The 16039-nt window shown below is 31.8% G+C and carries 15 protein-coding genes; 12 read left to right on the top strand and 3 right to left on the bottom strand.

Annotated features, from left to right (window positions below):
• Positions 1 to 58: 58 nt before the first annotated feature.
• Positions 59 to 1330 carry a Y-family DNA polymerase gene (locus KA814_RS05810; RefSeq protein WP_064208988.1) on the top strand — a complete coding sequence of 424 codons (1272 nt, stop codon included), beginning with the start codon at positions 59 to 61 and terminating at the stop codon, positions 1328 to 1330.
• Positions 1331 to 1624: 294 nt separating this feature from the next.
• Here the strand turns inward: KA814_RS05810 and KA814_RS05805 are convergent, their stop codons facing one another.
• A complete protein-coding gene (locus tag KA814_RS05805) occupies positions 1625 to 2497 on the bottom strand; it encodes an oxidoreductase (protein ID WP_064208987.1) in 873 nt (290 codons plus the stop codon).
• A gap of 126 nt (positions 2498 to 2623) precedes the next feature.
• On the opposite strand from KA814_RS05805, the gene panD reads away from it, so the two are divergent.
• Positions 2624 to 3007: an aspartate 1-decarboxylase gene (gene panD, locus KA814_RS05800; protein ID WP_046208322.1), complete on the top strand. Its 384-nt coding sequence runs from the start codon at positions 2624 to 2626 to the stop codon at positions 3005 to 3007.
• A 293-nt stretch (positions 3008 to 3300) separates the two neighbouring features.
• On the opposite strand, the gene KA814_RS05795 is transcribed toward panD, so the two are convergent.
• Positions 3301 to 4392: a prephenate dehydrogenase gene (locus KA814_RS05795; protein WP_046208321.1), complete on the bottom strand. Its 1092-nt coding sequence runs from the start codon at positions 4390 to 4392 to the stop codon at positions 3301 to 3303.
• Between the two features lie 718 nt (positions 4393 to 5110).
• Here KA814_RS05795 and KA814_RS05790 point away from each other — a divergent pair.
• From KA814_RS05790 to KA814_RS05745, 10 genes are all read left to right on the top strand, one after another.
• Positions 5111 to 6520, top strand: a complete 1410-nt coding sequence (locus KA814_RS05790) for an anthranilate synthase component I (protein WP_064208986.1) — start codon at positions 5111 to 5113, stop codon at positions 6518 to 6520.
• Positions 6517 to 7113 (top strand): anthranilate synthase component II, encoded by a 597-nt coding sequence (locus KA814_RS05785; protein WP_046208319.1) that lies wholly within the window; start codon positions 6517 to 6519, stop codon positions 7111 to 7113. The genes KA814_RS05790 and KA814_RS05785 overlap by 4 nt, the downstream gene beginning before the upstream one ends.
• A complete protein-coding gene (gene trpD / locus KA814_RS05780) occupies positions 7082 to 8098 on the top strand; it encodes an anthranilate phosphoribosyltransferase (RefSeq protein ID WP_064208985.1) in 1017 nt (338 codons plus the stop codon). Before KA814_RS05785 ends, trpD begins: the two co-directional genes overlap by 32 nt.
• Positions 8082 to 8864, top strand: coding sequence for an indole-3-glycerol phosphate synthase TrpC (trpC, locus tag KA814_RS05775; RefSeq protein WP_064208984.1), 783 nt, complete (start codon positions 8082 to 8084; stop codon positions 8862 to 8864). The genes trpD and trpC overlap by 17 nt, the downstream gene beginning before the upstream one ends.
• Positions 8861 to 9490 carry a phosphoribosylanthranilate isomerase gene (locus KA814_RS05770; RefSeq protein WP_064208983.1) on the top strand — a complete coding sequence of 210 codons (630 nt, stop codon included), beginning with the start codon at positions 8861 to 8863 and terminating at the stop codon, positions 9488 to 9490. The genes trpC and KA814_RS05770 overlap by 4 nt, the downstream gene beginning before the upstream one ends.
• Before the next feature lie 2 nt (positions 9491 to 9492).
• Positions 9493 to 10707: a tryptophan synthase subunit beta gene (gene trpB / locus KA814_RS05765; protein ID WP_064208982.1), complete on the top strand. Its 1215-nt coding sequence runs from the start codon at positions 9493 to 9495 to the stop codon at positions 10705 to 10707.
• Positions 10700 to 11431 carry a tryptophan synthase subunit alpha gene (gene trpA, locus KA814_RS05760; RefSeq protein WP_064208981.1) on the top strand — a complete coding sequence of 244 codons (732 nt, stop codon included), beginning with the start codon at positions 10700 to 10702 and terminating at the stop codon, positions 11429 to 11431. The genes trpB and trpA overlap by 8 nt, the downstream gene beginning before the upstream one ends.
• 132 nt (positions 11432 to 11563) lie before the next feature.
• Positions 11564 to 12223, top strand: a complete 660-nt coding sequence (locus KA814_RS05755) for a type 1 glutamine amidotransferase domain-containing protein (protein ID WP_046208313.1) — start codon at positions 11564 to 11566, stop codon at positions 12221 to 12223.
• 292 nt (positions 12224 to 12515) lie between these two features.
• Positions 12516 to 13775: an aminoacyltransferase gene (locus tag KA814_RS05750; RefSeq protein WP_046208312.1), complete on the top strand. Its 1260-nt coding sequence runs from the start codon at positions 12516 to 12518 to the stop codon at positions 13773 to 13775.
• A gap of 32 nt (positions 13776 to 13807) precedes the next feature.
• Positions 13808 to 15067: an aminoacyltransferase gene (locus KA814_RS05745; protein WP_046208311.1), complete on the top strand. Its 1260-nt coding sequence runs from the start codon at positions 13808 to 13810 to the stop codon at positions 15065 to 15067.
• Between the two features lie 399 nt (positions 15068 to 15466).
• Here KA814_RS05745 and KA814_RS05740 read toward each other — a convergent pair whose 3' ends face one another.
• Positions 15467 to 15988: a DUF308 domain-containing protein gene (locus KA814_RS05740; RefSeq protein ID WP_210122693.1), complete on the bottom strand. Its 522-nt coding sequence runs from the start codon at positions 15986 to 15988 to the stop codon at positions 15467 to 15469.
• Positions 15989 to 16039: the final 51 nt, after the last annotated feature.

The raw sequence follows: 16039 nt of genomic DNA, 5'->3' as shown, positions 1-16039 counted from the left end.
AAGTTGAAATAGAACATTTGTTCTTGTATAATATAAGTGATTAGGGGAGGAATGTCATATGTATGAATTTTATGATTACAATCTGCTAGAGGAAAGAGATATATTGTGTATTGATCAGAAAAGTTTTTTTGCAAGTGTTTCTTGTATACAAAAAGGTCTAGATCCAATGAAAGAAAAGTTAGCAGTTGTTGCAGATACTAAGAGACAGGGATCAGTTGTATTAGCTGCTACGGGTCCACTAAAAGCTATAGGTATTAAAACAGGATCGAGATTATTCGAAATTCCTCATAGAAATGATATATATATTATCAATCCAAGCATGAGAAAATATTTGGAAGTTTCAGTAGCAATCTCTAAAATTGCTTTACGCTATGTCGCTCCGGAAGACTTACATCAATATAGCATTGATGAATTCTTTATGGATGTAACAAATAGTTATCACAGATTTAGTAGTACAATTCAGTCTTTTTGCAAAAAGCTACAATATGAAATTCTAGAAGAAACAGGTATACATTGTTCAATAGGAATTGGTTCAAATATGTTATTGAGTAAAGTTGCAATGGATATAGAAGCAAAACATACTAATAGTTTCATTGCTGAATGGAGATATCAAGATGTGCCACACAAACTTTGGCCTGTTTCACCATTGAGTAAATTTTGGGGAATTAGTAAAAAAACAGAAGCAAAAATGAATAAACGCGGTATTTTTACTATAGGAGATCTAGCGCATTATCCATATCAATATTTAAAAAGGGATTTTGGTACAGTAGGTGTGGATTTACACTTGCATGCGAATGGTATTGATCAAAGTAGAATAAGAGACAAGTATAGTGTAGTTAATCCCTCGATTTGTAAAAGTCAAATATTGATGCGTGATTATCGTTATGAGGAAGCTAAAGTAGTGATGCAGGAGTTAATTGAGGATGTAGCGAGTCGTGTTAGAGCAAGAAATAAATTAGCTAAGACGATACATTTTTCATTTGGTTATAGTGATCATGGAGGGGTGCATAAGCAATACACATTAGAGGATCCAACTAATTTAGAAGGTACGATTTTCAAGGTGGTAGAATCTTTAGCTGACAAATTATGTGATTCAACAATGCTATATAGAAAAGTGAGTATTTCACTCACACAGTTTATAGATGAGCGAAATACACAATTGAATTTATTTATAGATGAATACGAAAGAAAAAGAAATGAAAAATTGGCCAAAACGATTGACGCGTTACATCAAAAATTTGGTAAGGGTATCGTATCTAAAGCAATCTCTTATACAGACGCAGGTACAAAACATGGGCGTTTAGGGCTTATGGCCGGCCATAAAATGTGAAAAGGAATAATGATAAACTAAAGATTTAAAGTAGTTATAAATTAACTTCATTATCAATATGTGGAACGGGTATCATTTTAAATAAGCTTATATGGGGCGGCCCGTTCCAAAAATAATTATTAAATCAAATTGAGTGAGCGTTTAACGACACAATTTAAATCATATATCTATAACATCATTAACGAATTGTCTTGTCTATACTACGTAAGGATAAAATAAACACACACCCACCAAACTGTAAATATAATATCAGCATAAGAAGCAATGTATAAAATAATAGGGTGCACATGCTTACTATGAATTATTTGAAAAAACATGATGTCTAGATAATAATAAAGCATAAATCGTATCTAGGTGCGGTGTCGTTAATTTATACTTTCGCGCTTGTCGATATAGAAAACCTTGTATTCCATCGATTTCTAATGGAGTATTTGCAAGTACATCATAATACATGCTTGTTCCCATATCATCTGGATAACCTTGATAAATTGTCATTATTTCATCAATAACATCCTCAGAAAAATTAATACCAGAGTGTTTAGCTATTATATAACCCTCTTTCAATAGCGATACACATAGCGAATAAATATGAGGTTGTTTGAGTATAGAAGCAGGCTGTATTCCAAGCGCAGTAACTGTATTGATTGCTAGATTTACTAATAGTTTATACCAGATTTCCACTTCAATGTTTTTATGTAACACAAGTGAAAGTCCACTTGAAGCTAATGTTTTTTTCAATGACTCTGTGTTATCATCTCGTTGTAAGTGAAGTATCTCATCTCTAAAGTGAACCACGTGTTGATCAGTCTTTTGACCACTAATATAAGTTACAGCTTGATACATATTTGGGAAAGGAAGCTTAAAGTGTTGTCCATATCCGTTTTGAGCTAATATAACAATAGTAGTATCTTGAGTTAAATGGTTAATTTGTTTATATAATCCATCTAAGTGTGGGATTTTAACAGCGATGAATATAATATCTAATGGTTCGGTAATGTCCGATGCTGTAACAACATTAAGTGTCATATTTACATTTTTCGAAGGATCTTGATAGGTAAGGCACGCATTACGTCTACCAATTAAATAGACTTTATGTTCTGTTGCTAAAAGTTGAACTGTGATACAACTACCGACAGCGCCAGGACCAATAATACCTATTTTTTTCATTTATAGTTGACCTCCGTTTATTTAGAAAATAAAATTATAATAGATATGCTTATGATAGTAATAAATAATAAAGTGTTAATCAACTAAAAATGTAAAATTAATTTTTTGAACAGGAGTATAAAACAAATGATAAAAACTATGATGAATGGAAAAATACATCGTGCACGTGTAACAGAAGCTAATCTTAATTATGTAGGAAGTATCACGATAGATCGCAATATTTTAGATGCGGTAGATATATTACCAAATGAGAAAGTTGCAATTGTGAATAATAACAATGGAGAAAGATTAGAAACCTATGTGATTGAAGGAGAACGTAATAGTGGAAAAATATGCCTAAATGGTGCAGCTGCTAGGCTTGTTCAAGTAAATGATATTATTATTATCATGTCTTATGTACAAGTTACAGCAGAAGAAGCATTAAATCATAGTCCAAAAGTTGCACTTATGAATGAAGATAATGAAATTATAGAGATGATACAAGAAGAAGAAGGGAAATTGATAAATTAAATATGTAGCACAGCGTTTGATATATTGGATAGTTTTAATTCAAATGCAATCGACAAAAGAACTAAATGATATGAGCCTAGCGCAAGTTTNNAAACTTGCGCTAGGCTCATATTTGGTCATATACTAAAACGTTTTTATTTTGACATTGAACTAATTAATATTTAACAGCTTCTAAATAAGTAACTGACTTAAATGTTTTTTCAAGTTTTGCATTTGTGCAAAGAAAAATTAAATTAAGCAATTACTTAACACAATCACAATGAAGTTATTAAATTATAAAGATAAGATAAAGTCTATTCAATATAAGTATCAAAGTCGCTTAATGCTTCAGCGCCTTTTTTTCGGTCTTCAGGATTTTTGAAGCTAATTCTTAATGCACCATAAATATCTTCACGAACTTCTAATATTCTTAAGTTGCTTATAGAAATATTATGTAAACTTAAGATGTGTGTTACTTGGCTGATCATACCTGGTTTGTCAGGAATATCTACATAAAGATCATACTCTATAGACAGTGCACCTTGTGATTTAAGTGGCAATTCATCTCTATATACTTTTGCGTCATTATAAAAATCATATAACGCCTCCGGTTTATTTTCTTCAACGAGCGTGATGACATCTTCCATTTGTGACTTCCATTCTTTTAATATATCAACGATGGTATTTTTATTTTCAATGGTAATATCACGCCACATAATTGGACTGCCACTTGCAATTCTTGTAATATCTCTAAAACCTCCAGCAGCAAGTGTCTTAACAAGTGAAGAGTGAGACGCATGGTTTGCATTTAAATGCACGAGACTCGATGCAATGATATGAGGGACATGACTAACAATGCCTGTTACAAAATCATGTTCTTTTGGATTGGTAGCAATAAATTTAGCATTTGTTGTACTAAGTAATAAACGTATTTCATCAAAAGCTTTATCATTTGCAGGTTCATCGTGAACTAAAACATAAAAAGCATTTTCAAATAAATGTTTCTTTGCATTGAGCACACCGGATTTATGGCTACCTGCCATTGGGTGACCACCAATTAAGTGGATATTGTGATTTAAAAGATATTGTTCATATTGCAAAATTGTCAATTTAGTACTGCCAGTATCAGTAACGATGACATTAGGCTTCGTTTGATAGTTTGGTAGTGCTTGTAAATATTTGATTGTTTGTTGCACAGGCGTGGCATAAATAATAATATCTGCATTTTCTACACAGGCTTTATAATCACTAGATTGATAATCAATAATTCCAATAGATAAAGCCTTTTCTAGTTGAGAGCGATCTGCATCATATGCAGTAATTTCAATGTCATTGTGATAATATCTTAAATTACTGGCCAGACTACCACCAATTAAGCCTAAACCTACAAAAAGTATTTGTTTCATTTTGCTGACCACCTCTATCAAAATTTTCAGAATAGTAACATTGTATAGTAGGTGAAGTTAATTCGCAATACGTGTTTCAATTTCTATTTCATAAACAGACTTAACATATAAGGACACGATTTTAAAACACTTTTGATTCGAAATGATTTAACTAAAACAAAGGATATATATTTAAAAAGGTTAGTCACTAATTAACTTTAAATAAACTGAAGAAATTTAAAATAAGAGTTGACAAAATTAAATGATACTTGTATTATTCTAGTTAATTCATTTTGCAACGATAGTTGCCGTTTGAAAGATAAAGTAACGTATATGATTTGTAGCAAGTAGAAAGCTAATGGCAGATGAAAATTAGCACAACATATATTGTGAATTGGGCTTTTAAACGTGAGGATAATATAATAGCATTTAAAGTGAGCAATGAAATTGTTAACTAAGGTGGCACCACGGTAACGCGTCCTTACAGCATGCGTTAGTGTGGTGTTTTTTTATAAAAAAACAAAATGTAGTAAGTTGTGAATGGTAGCAAGCAGAAAGTTAGTGGTAGATGAAAACTAACACCTACACATACTGAAATTGGGTTTTGTTGGATTAAAATTGCATAATTAAATGAGTGAGTAGATGAAACTGATAATGTCTACTAATTTAGGTGGTACCGCGCATCAGCGTCCTTAATTAATATTTAAGGATGCTGATTTTTTTATGAGGAGGAATAAAAATGAAAGTACAATATCAAAGGATAAATGCTGAAGTAACACCAGAAGCATTGGCAAGATTGAAAAAACGAAAAATAGTATTGGAAAGTACAGAACAATCTAAAGTAAAAGGACGCTATTCAATTGTAATATTTGATGTGTACGGCGACGTGACTTTAGATAATGAAAATATGGTCATTCAATACAATGATAGGCAAAATGAAATAGAAAACGAAGCACCATATGAAAAGTTGAAAGCTTTTATAGATCAATATAAAGCAGAAATAGAAGATGAAGATTTAGCACAATTACCGTTTGTATCGGGATTTGTTGGATCGTGTAGTTTTGACTTGGTAAGACATGAATTTCCTGTATTAAAGCAAATCGATTTAGCTGACCATAAACAACACGATGCTAAATTTTACATGGTAGAGGATGTATATGTATTTGATCATTACAAAGAGCATCTATATGTTATATCCACAAACTTGTTTTCAAATGAAAGTGAAGCACAATTAGCACGCCGTGTCAAACGTCATGTTGATGAGTTACAAGACGTAAATATATATCCTGCACCTATAAAAAATGACACAAAAGCAAAAGCAATTGAGTCAAATATTGCTCCTGATCAATTTAAAAAAACTGTTAGCGAAATGAAATCGCTGATACAACAAGGAGATATGTTTCAAGTTGTACCTTCAATTATATATAAGTACAAACATGATTTTGGAATGAATTTACAACAATTATCTTATCAGCTTTATCAAAATTTAAAGAGACAAAACCCAAGTCCTTATATGTATTATTTGAATTTTGATGAACCAATTATTGTAGGTAGTTCGCCTGAAAGTTTTGTCAAAGTGAAAGGACAAAATGTAGTAACAAACCCAATAGCTGGAACAATAAAACGGGGCGCGACTGACAAAGAAGATCTTGAAAATGAAAAACAGTTAATCAGCGATGAAAAAGAGATAAGCGAACATAGCATGCTTGTTGATTTAGGCAGAAATGATATTCATAGAGTAAGTGAAATTGCTAGTTCTAAAATTGAAAAATTAATGTCAATAGAACGCTATGAACATGTGATGCATATTGTGAGTGAGGTAACAGGAAAGCTGAAATCAAATTATTCACCGATGACTGTAATCGCAAGTTTATTACCAACGGGTACCGTATCCGGCGCACCTAAATTAAGAGCGATACAAAGAATATATGAAGCACAACCTCAAAAAAGAGGTGTATACAGTGGTGGTATAGGATATATCAACTGTAATCATGACCTAGATTTTGCCTTAGCGATTCGTACAATGATGATTGATGAAACGTATATCAATGTAGAAGCAGGATGTGGTGTCGTCTATGATTCAATACCTGAAAAAGAATTAGAAGAAACAAAATTAAAAGCCAAAAGTTTATTGGAGGTTACACCATGATATTAGTAGTGGATAATTACGATTCTTTTACGTATAACTTAGTCGATATTGTAGGAAAGACTTCTGATGTAATTATTAAATATCCAGACGATGCAGATATATTTGATTTAGAAATAGATGGTTTGGTTATATCACCTGGCCCTGGACATCCGCTAGATACTAACCATTTAGTCAATATTATTGAACATTATAAATATAAACCGATATTAGGTGTATGTCTGGGATCACAAGCATTGACATGTTACCACGGCGGAGATGTTATCCAAAGTAAAAAAATATGTCACGGAAAAAAAGATACAATGCAGATTGTAAGTGAGTCTAAACTATACCGGAATATTACAGAATATTCTGAAATAATGAGGTACCACTCATTGATTAGTGACCCAAAAACGTTACCAGATACACTAAAAATAACTGCTCAAACAAAAGATAGTATTCAATCATTTGAACATATTAATTATTTACATTTTGGTATTCAATATCACCCAGAATCTTTTGCGACAGAATATGGGGAAGCAATCATAAGTAACTTTTTAAATATAGTAGAGGAGGCCAATTATATTGAGTCTACAAAATCATATAAAACAGTATAAACCACTTGATCAAGCACAAATGAATGAATTTATAGAATTATTGATCACGGATCAATTAGAAATCGATACTAAAAGAGAACTGTTAGAAGCCTTTTCAGAGAGAGAACCGAGTCAAGCAGAATTAACATATATGTCGAAAAGTTTAATAGGGTCTATGTACCCTGAACAACCAACTTATCCTAATAGTATGTGCGTTTGTGGGACTGGTGGAGATAAATCTAATAGCTTTAATATTTCAACAACAGTATCTTTTGTATTGGCTAGTGCAGGTGTTCCAGTGATTAAACATGGTAATAGAAGTGTTACGTCAGCTTCAGGGAGTACCGATTTATTAAATGCAATGTGTATTCCAACGCGAAATGTTGAGGAAACAGAAACGCATTTAAAAGCACAAGGGCTTGTTTTTTTAAATGCGACTGAAACATATCCAATTATGAAACATATCCAACCGTTAAGGAAAGCCATTAGTAATCCAACTATTTTTAACGTTACTGGACCACTCATTAATCCGTTCAAATTAGATTATCAAGTGATGGGTGTCTATGAATCTTCACAGTTAAATAAAATTGCTCAAACATTAGCTGATTTAGGTAGAAAGAGAGCAATCGTCTTACATGGAGCCAATGGTATGGATGAAGCTACATTATCCGGGGAAAACACACTATATGAAGTAACGAAAGATAAATATATTAAATCTTATACTATTAATGCGACAGATGTAGGATTAGATTATGCCCCAAATGCAGATTTAATAGGAGGAACTCCCCAGGAAAATTTAGAAATCACAAAACAAATATTAAATGGTAAAGATCAAAGCGCGAAAAGAGATGTGGTGCTATTGAACGCAGGCATTGCCTTATATGTTTCTGAAAAAGCTACCACCATTCAAGAAGGTGTTCATAAAGCAAAGATGCTGATTAAAAATCGAGATGCGCTCAAACAATACAACAAAATGGGAGGCAAAACGTATGACTATATTGGATGAAATCGTAGCTTATAAAAAGGAATTGTTACAAAGCGGTTATTATACAAAAAAATTATCTGACCTTAAGCAAATAGACATCACGCATAAACAAACGTTTGAATCACAGTTATCACAAGCTGATCAATTATCAGTAATTGCTGAGATAAAATCAAAAAGTCCGACATTATCTGAACTTCCAGGAAGAGATTTAACACAACAAGTTAGGGCGTATGAAGCATTTGGTGCTAATGCAGTTTCAATTTTAACAGACGAACATTATTTTGGCGGAAGTTACGAACGATTACAAACATTGACACAGGTCACAGATTTACCTGTATTGTGTAAAGATTTTGTAGTTGATCCTATTCAAATTGATGTTGCCAAAAAAGCAGGGGCGTCTATTATTTTACTCATTGTAAATGTATTAACCGACAAGCAGTTGAAAGAATTATATGATTACGCGACTTCAAAAAATTTAGAAGTTTTAGTAGAAGTTCATGATAAACAAGAGTTGGCACGTGCTTACAAGTTGAATCCCAAAATTATTGGTGTAAACAATAGAGATTTAAAACGATTTGTAACAGATGTTTTGCATACCAATGAAATTTTAGAAAATAAAAAAGCAGGTTATTATTATATTTCTGAGAGTGGCATACGTAATCAACAAGATGTATTAAACATTGTAAACGCAGGTATTGATGGTTTGCTTATTGGTGAATCTTTAATGAAATGCGATGATTTAAGTCAGTTTTTACCAAGTCTTAAGTTAGATAAGGTGAAAGGATGAAGTTGAAATTTTGTGGTTTTAAAACACTTGAAGATGTAAATAAGGCAAAAGATTTAAATATTGATGCAATAGGTTTTATTCATTATCCCAATAGTAAACGTTATGTGGAAATTGATAAGATACAGGCATTTGCAAATTTAATACCAAAAGATAAAGACAAAGTAGTAATTGTAGTAAATCCAGATCATCAAACAATCAGTCATCTCATAGATAATACAAATATTACTACCATTCAATTACATGGAACAGAAAATTTAGAAACTATCCATTTTATACGTCAGAAAAAAAGTAATATAAAAATTATTAAAGCTTTGCCTGCAAAAAATGCAAATACATTAGCAAAAGACATACAATATTATAAAGATTTTGTTGATCAATTTATAATTGATACACCTTCAATTGCTTACGGTGGTACTGGCCAATCCTATGATTGGGAAATCTTAAAAGATATAAAAAATGTAGATTTTTTAATAGCTGGCGGAATGAATTATAAAAATATTCAAAGTATAAGTAAACTTAATTTAAATCACAATGGTTATGATATTGCAAGTGGTATCGAAACAAATGGTATAAAAGATAGCAATAAAATGCAAGCAATCATAGAACTTGTAAAAGGAGTTAATTAAATATGGTTAAAAACATACAGACAGAAGCAGATGAATTTGGATTTTTTGGTGATTTTGGTGGGCAATATGTCCCTGAAACGTTAATGCCAGCAATTCAAGAACTTAAACAAGCTTATGGAGAAGCTAAAATAGATCCTGAGTTTCAGAATGAACTGAATAATTATTTAAAAGATTATGTAGGAAGAGAGACACCGTTAACATATGCAGCATCATATACAAAAGCGCTAGGTGGCGCAAAAATATATTTAAAAAGAGAAGATTTAAATCATACCGGTGCTCACAAAATTAATAACGCCTTGGGTCAAGCACTTTTAGCTAAAAGAATGGGCAAAAATAAATTAGTTGCAGAAACAGGTGCAGGGCAGCATGGTGTTGCTAGTGCGACAGCAGCGGCATTGTTTGATATGGAGCTCGTAGTGTTTATGGGCGAAGAAGATATCAAAAGACAAGAATTAAATGTATTTAGAATGGAATTACTTGGTGCAAAAGTTGAACCCGTAACGGAAGGTCAGGGTACGTTATCTGATGCAGTTAATAAGGCGTTACAATATTGGGTAAGTCATGTAGACGATACACATTATTTATTAGGGTCTGCTTTAGGTCCAGATCCATTTCCAACTATAGTGAGGGATTTCCAAAAAATTATAGGTAATGAAATAAAAGATCAAATCAAAGTTAAGGAAGGACGTTTACCAGATGCGATGGTTGCATGCGTAGGTGGAGGTTCAAATGCAATTGGAACATTTTACCCATTTATTCAAGATGATGTGGCGCTATATGGTGTTGAAGCAGCAGGTGAGGGCATTGACAGTGACAAACATGCACTCGCAATAAATAAAGGACAAGAAGGTATTTTACATGGTACGAAAATGTATTTAATACAAGATGAAAATGGACAGATAGAATTAGCACATTCAATTTCAGCTGGGTTAGATTATCCGGGTGTAGGACCGGAACATTCATATTATCATGATATAGGTAGAGTTAAATATGCAACTGCTAGCGATAAACAAGCTATGGATGCCTTAGTGAAATTCACTCAGGCAGAAGGTATTATACCTGCGATAGAAAGTGCACACGCACTTAGTTTTGTAGAAGCGTTAGCACCATCTATGGATAAAGATCAAATCATTGTTGTTACTGTGTCAGGGCGCGGTGATAAAGATATGGAAACAATTAGAAATTACATGAGACAAGGTGGCGAAAGTGATGCATAAATTATTTATTCCCTATATCATGGGGAACAAAAATTTTATTGAAAACATGAAAATATTAAGTGACTCAGGCGCGGATATTATTGAAATAGGGGTGCCATTTTCAGATCCAGTAGCTGATGGACCAGCAATTATGGAAGCCGGTAATAAAGCCATACAACAAGGTGTGAATATCACATATATTTTTGATGAACTGACTGCACATCGTGATGCTATAAACAGTCAATACGTACTTATGACGTATATCAATATCATTAATCATTATGGAGAAGACGCTTTTTTTGACGCATGTGAGAAAGCTGGTGTATATGGCTTAATAATACCTGATTTGCCACATGAACTTGTCCAACAATTAAAAAATAGACATCCTCACCGTAAAGTTAATATTATTTCATTAGTTGCTATGACAACATCTGATGAACGCATCAATCAAATTGCTGAAAATGCTGAAGGGTTTATCTACACAGTTACAATGAATGCGACAACAGGAGAAAATGGAAAGTTCCATCCAGAGCTGAAACGAAAAATTGAAAAAATTAAAAACAAAGCGCATGTACCTGTAGTGGCAGGTTTTGGTATCCGAACTAAAGCTCATGTTAATGATATTAGCGAAGTAGCTGATGGCGTAGTCATCGGTAGTGAAATTGTTAAACGGTTTGAACAAGATCAAAATGCATCAACAATCGCATATCTAAAATCTATTAGAACAGCGTTAGATGATGTATAAATTAACGGTTGATGTGTAAAGTTTATTTTAGGTGGGTATTGTTTGAAATAGATAGTCAATATCGAAACACAGAATTGAATTCTAACTGAGTTCAAGTAGATAAAAACCTAAATAAATGAAGAGGTGACAATCGTGAATAAAAAAGTTTTATTCATTATAACAAGTAGAGCACAATATGAAGACGGTACACCAACAGGATTATGGTTAGAGGAAGCAAGTGAACCGCATCATATTTTAACGGAAGCAGGTATCGACGTAGATATCGTTTCAATTGAGGGTGGAGAAATTCCTTTAGATCCAAATTCAACTCAAAATGATGAATTAACGAAATACGCACAATTTGTAGAAAAAATTAGTGATGTGCCAAATATAGATCACATTAATGTTTCAGAATATGATGCAGTATACCTACCAGGAGGTCACGGTACAGTATTTGATTTCGCGCATAATCAAAAATTAACGAATATATTGTCTGATTTTAAAGATGAAGGCAAATTTATCAGTTCTGTATGTCATGGTCCAAGTGCATTTGTCGGTGCAAAAGACAAAAATGGTAAATATCTTGTAGAAGGTGTTACTTTAACATCCTTTACAGATAATGAAGAGCGTACGATGGGACTAGAAAATAAAGTACCATTTTTAACGCAAACAGAGTTAGAGCAACAAGGCGCTAAATTTGTTCCAAAAGATAACTTCACAGAACATGTTGAAACAGATAACCAATTCATCACTGGCCAAAATCCTCAATCTAGTGTAGCAATCGGTGAAGCACTAAAAGATGCCTTAAAATAGCTAGTCTTTAAAAACTAGGTGATTTTAGATAACCTAAACTGCTAACAAGTATAAAACTTGTTAGTAGTTTTTATTTTTTCATAATTTAATTAAGATTTGTGTTTAAATAGTTATTCTTTGTTAAAATAAAAGTAATGCTATAATAAAGCAACACATAAATTATAAGTAAATTGTGGCATTTAGTAATTCTAACTAGGGTATCGATTTAGTTTTATAATTGAATATTGTATAATAATTAAGATTAAAGTTTAAACTCGAAATAAAGTACTATAGACAAATAGGAGTATATAAAATGAAATTTACGAATTTAACTGCAAAAGAGTTTGGTGCATTTGTTGACCATATGCCCAACAGTCATTTTACACAAATGGTAGGGAATTATGAGTTGAAAATTGCAGAAGGTACAGAAACGCATTTGGTAGGCGTGAAAAATAATGAAAATGAAGTTATAGCAGCCTGCTTATTAACTGCTGTACCGGTTATGAAAATATTCAAATATTTTTATACAAATCGTGGACCGGTGATTGATTTCGAAAATAAAGAACTTGTCCATTATTTTTTCAATGAATTAGCTAAATATGTGAAAAAACATAATGCATTGTATTTAAGAGTAGATCCATACCTTGCATATCAATATCGAAATCATGATGGAGATGTATTAGAAAATGCTGGTCATGATTGGATTTTCGATAAAATGAAGCAACTTGGATATAAACATCAAGGGTTTTTAACTGGTTTTGATCCAATTATTCAAATAAGATTCCACTCTGTTTTAGATTTAAAAGATAAGACAGCAAAAGATGTCCTAAATGATATGGATAGTTTGCGTAAACGTAATACAAAAAAAGTTCAAAAAAATGGTGTGAAAGTCAGATTCTTAGGCGAAGATGAATTACCAATTTTCCGTTCGTTTATGGAAGATACTTCAGAATCGAAAGATTTTGATGATAGAGAAGACAGCTTCTATTACAATAGACTGAAGTATTATAAGAATCGTGTATTAGTGCCATTAGCCTATATGGATTTTGAAGCATACATCGATGAACTCAAGTCAGAGCGTGAAGTGTTAAGTAAAGATATTAACAAAGCGCTTAAAGATATAGAAAAACGTCCAGAAAATAAAAAAGCATATAATAAAAAAGAAAATTTAGAAAAACAACTTATTGCAAATCAACAAAAGATTGATGAAGCTAAATCATTACAAGAACAACACGGTAATGAATTACCAATTTCAGCAGCATTCTTTATCGTCAATCCATACGAAGTAGTGTATTATGCGGGAGGAACATCTAACGAGTTTAGACATTTTGCAGGAAGCTATGCAATACAATGGAAAATGATTAATTATGCAATCGATAATAATATCGATAGATATAACTTCTATGGCATTAGTGGTGATTTTTCGGAAGAAGCAGAAGATGCAGGTGTTGTGAAGTTTAAAAAGGGATTCAACGCTGATGTAGTTGAATATGTTGGTGATTTTATAAAACCAATCAATAAGCCAATGTACAAAATTTATACAATGTTAAAGGGATTAAAAGATAAAAAGTAATATGTATTATATTTAGAAAGGAACTAGCTATAATGAAATTTACAGAGTTAACTGTCAAAGAATTTGACAATTTTGTACAAAATCCAGCATTAGAGAGTCATTACTTTCAAGTAAAAGAAAATATAGCTACTAGAGAAGAAGATGGTTTTCAAGTTGTTTTATTAGGCTTAAAAGATGATGATAATCAAGTTATCGCAGCTAGTCTTTTCTCTAAAATCCCAACTATGGGAAGCTATGTTTATTATTCAAACCGTGGTCCAGTCATGGATTATAAAGATTTAGGTTTAGTTGATTTCTATTTACGTGAATTAGATACTTATCTTCAAAAACAAAATTGCTTATATGTAAAAATGGATCCTTATTGGATATACCAAATTTATGATAAAGATATTCATCCAATGGCTGATCATCAAGAAAATGATGCGCTTGTTAATTTATTTAAATCTCATGGATATACGCATCATGGGTTTACAACAGAATATGATACCTCAAGTCAGGTTAGATGGATGGGTGTACTTAATTTAGATGGTAAAACACCTGCGTCATTAAAAAAACAGTTTGATAGTCAAAGAAAACGAAATATAAATAAAGCTATTAATTTCGGCGTAAGAGTAAGATTTTTAGAAAGAGAAGAATTTGATATCTTTTTATCACTTTATCGTGAAACTGAAAAACGTGCTGGTTTTGTATCCAAAACGGATGAATATTTCTATAATTTCATAGATAATTATGGGGATAAAGCTTTGATTCCTCTAGCTTATTTAGATTTAGATGAATATGTTACGCATACACAAGAAAGTATTAATGAAAAAGAAGCACGTAGAGATCAAATGATGCAAAATGAGAATAAATCTGACAAGCAATTGAAAAAAATTGCTGAAATCGATAAACAAATTGAACATGATAAAAAAGAATTATTACATGCGAGTGAATTAAGACAGACAGATGGCTCAATCTTAAATCTTGCAGCAGGCGTATATTTTGCTAATGCATATGAAGTGAATTACTTCTCAGGTGGGTCATCTGAGAAATACAATCAATATATGGGGCCATATATGATGCATTGGTTTATGATTAATTATTGTTTTGATCACGGATATGGTCGTTATAATTTCTATGGCTTATCTGGTGACTTCACTGAAAATAGTGAAGACTATGGTGTTTACCGATTTAAGCGTGGTTTCGGTGTACAAATCGAAGAATTAATTGGTGATTTTTATAAACCAATCAAAAAAACAAAATATAAGTTATTCAATACGCTTAACAATATTAGGAAAAAAATTAAAAAATAAAAAATAAAAAAGAAAGCATACTGGTAATATAAGCCCTAAGCCAGTATGCTTTCTTATGTTCAAAAAAGGCAGCGACATAATGTATTCGCCGAACTTCATTTTATTTTGGCAATAGATGACTGAACTGAAGCTCTGATAAACCCTAATAATTTTTCAATTCTAGTCATTTTTGCCGCGGCTGAAAATTAGATTTCTGCCCACTCCTTTTATGTGGATAATCATGCGATGTCTATTCTGGTTGTTTCCACATTTTTAGTATATAACTCACTCATAAGAAGCGCAATATTATTTTATTCTATAATTAAAATAGTAAATTCTTATATTATATTATTAATTTATTATAATTTTAAAATGTGCTTACTATACATTTACATTTTAAATACGTTTTTAAAAAATAAATTAACGTAAGGCGTCTATGAGATAAGTTATTCCAATAATAAAGAAAACTGCGCTCATAAATACAGCGATAATAACAGCAGCGATCAATGGATTAAATAATAATATTACACCCAATATAATTTCTATAATATTTAATAAGATAGATACCATATGAAATCGTTTGTTTGAACCTTCTGCGGGTGTAATTGTAAACATATTTAAAACTGCATTAATAATAAACCATATAGCAAATAAGTAAACAATAAATGTCGTACTTGTTACTACATTAAATAATATAAGCATGCCGATGATGATGTTGATAATACCTAAGACAATCAGCAAATTTGAACCCTTTTGCGTAGCTTGTTTCATAATGCGTCTCACAAAAATTTCAATGAAACCGTTAATAACGAATAAAATACCTATTAGCCAAGTAATAGCAAATAAATTTTCTTCAGGAAAACTAATGATAAAAGCACCTATAATCAAGAAGAAAACACCAATTAATAAACTGGACCATCTAATTCCCGTTTTTTGTTGCATGTTTTACACTCCAATCTTAATAACATTTACCCGTAATGAAAGAATTCAACA

Origin of the sequence: Staphylococcus sp. GDY8P196P (assembly GCF_017891705.1) — a bacterium.
GTDB classification, from domain to species: domain Bacteria; phylum Bacillota; class Bacilli; order Staphylococcales; family Staphylococcaceae; genus Staphylococcus; species Staphylococcus ureilyticus.
Note: the sequence above shows the minus strand (reverse complement) of the source record. Positions and strands in the feature narration are given on the sequence as shown.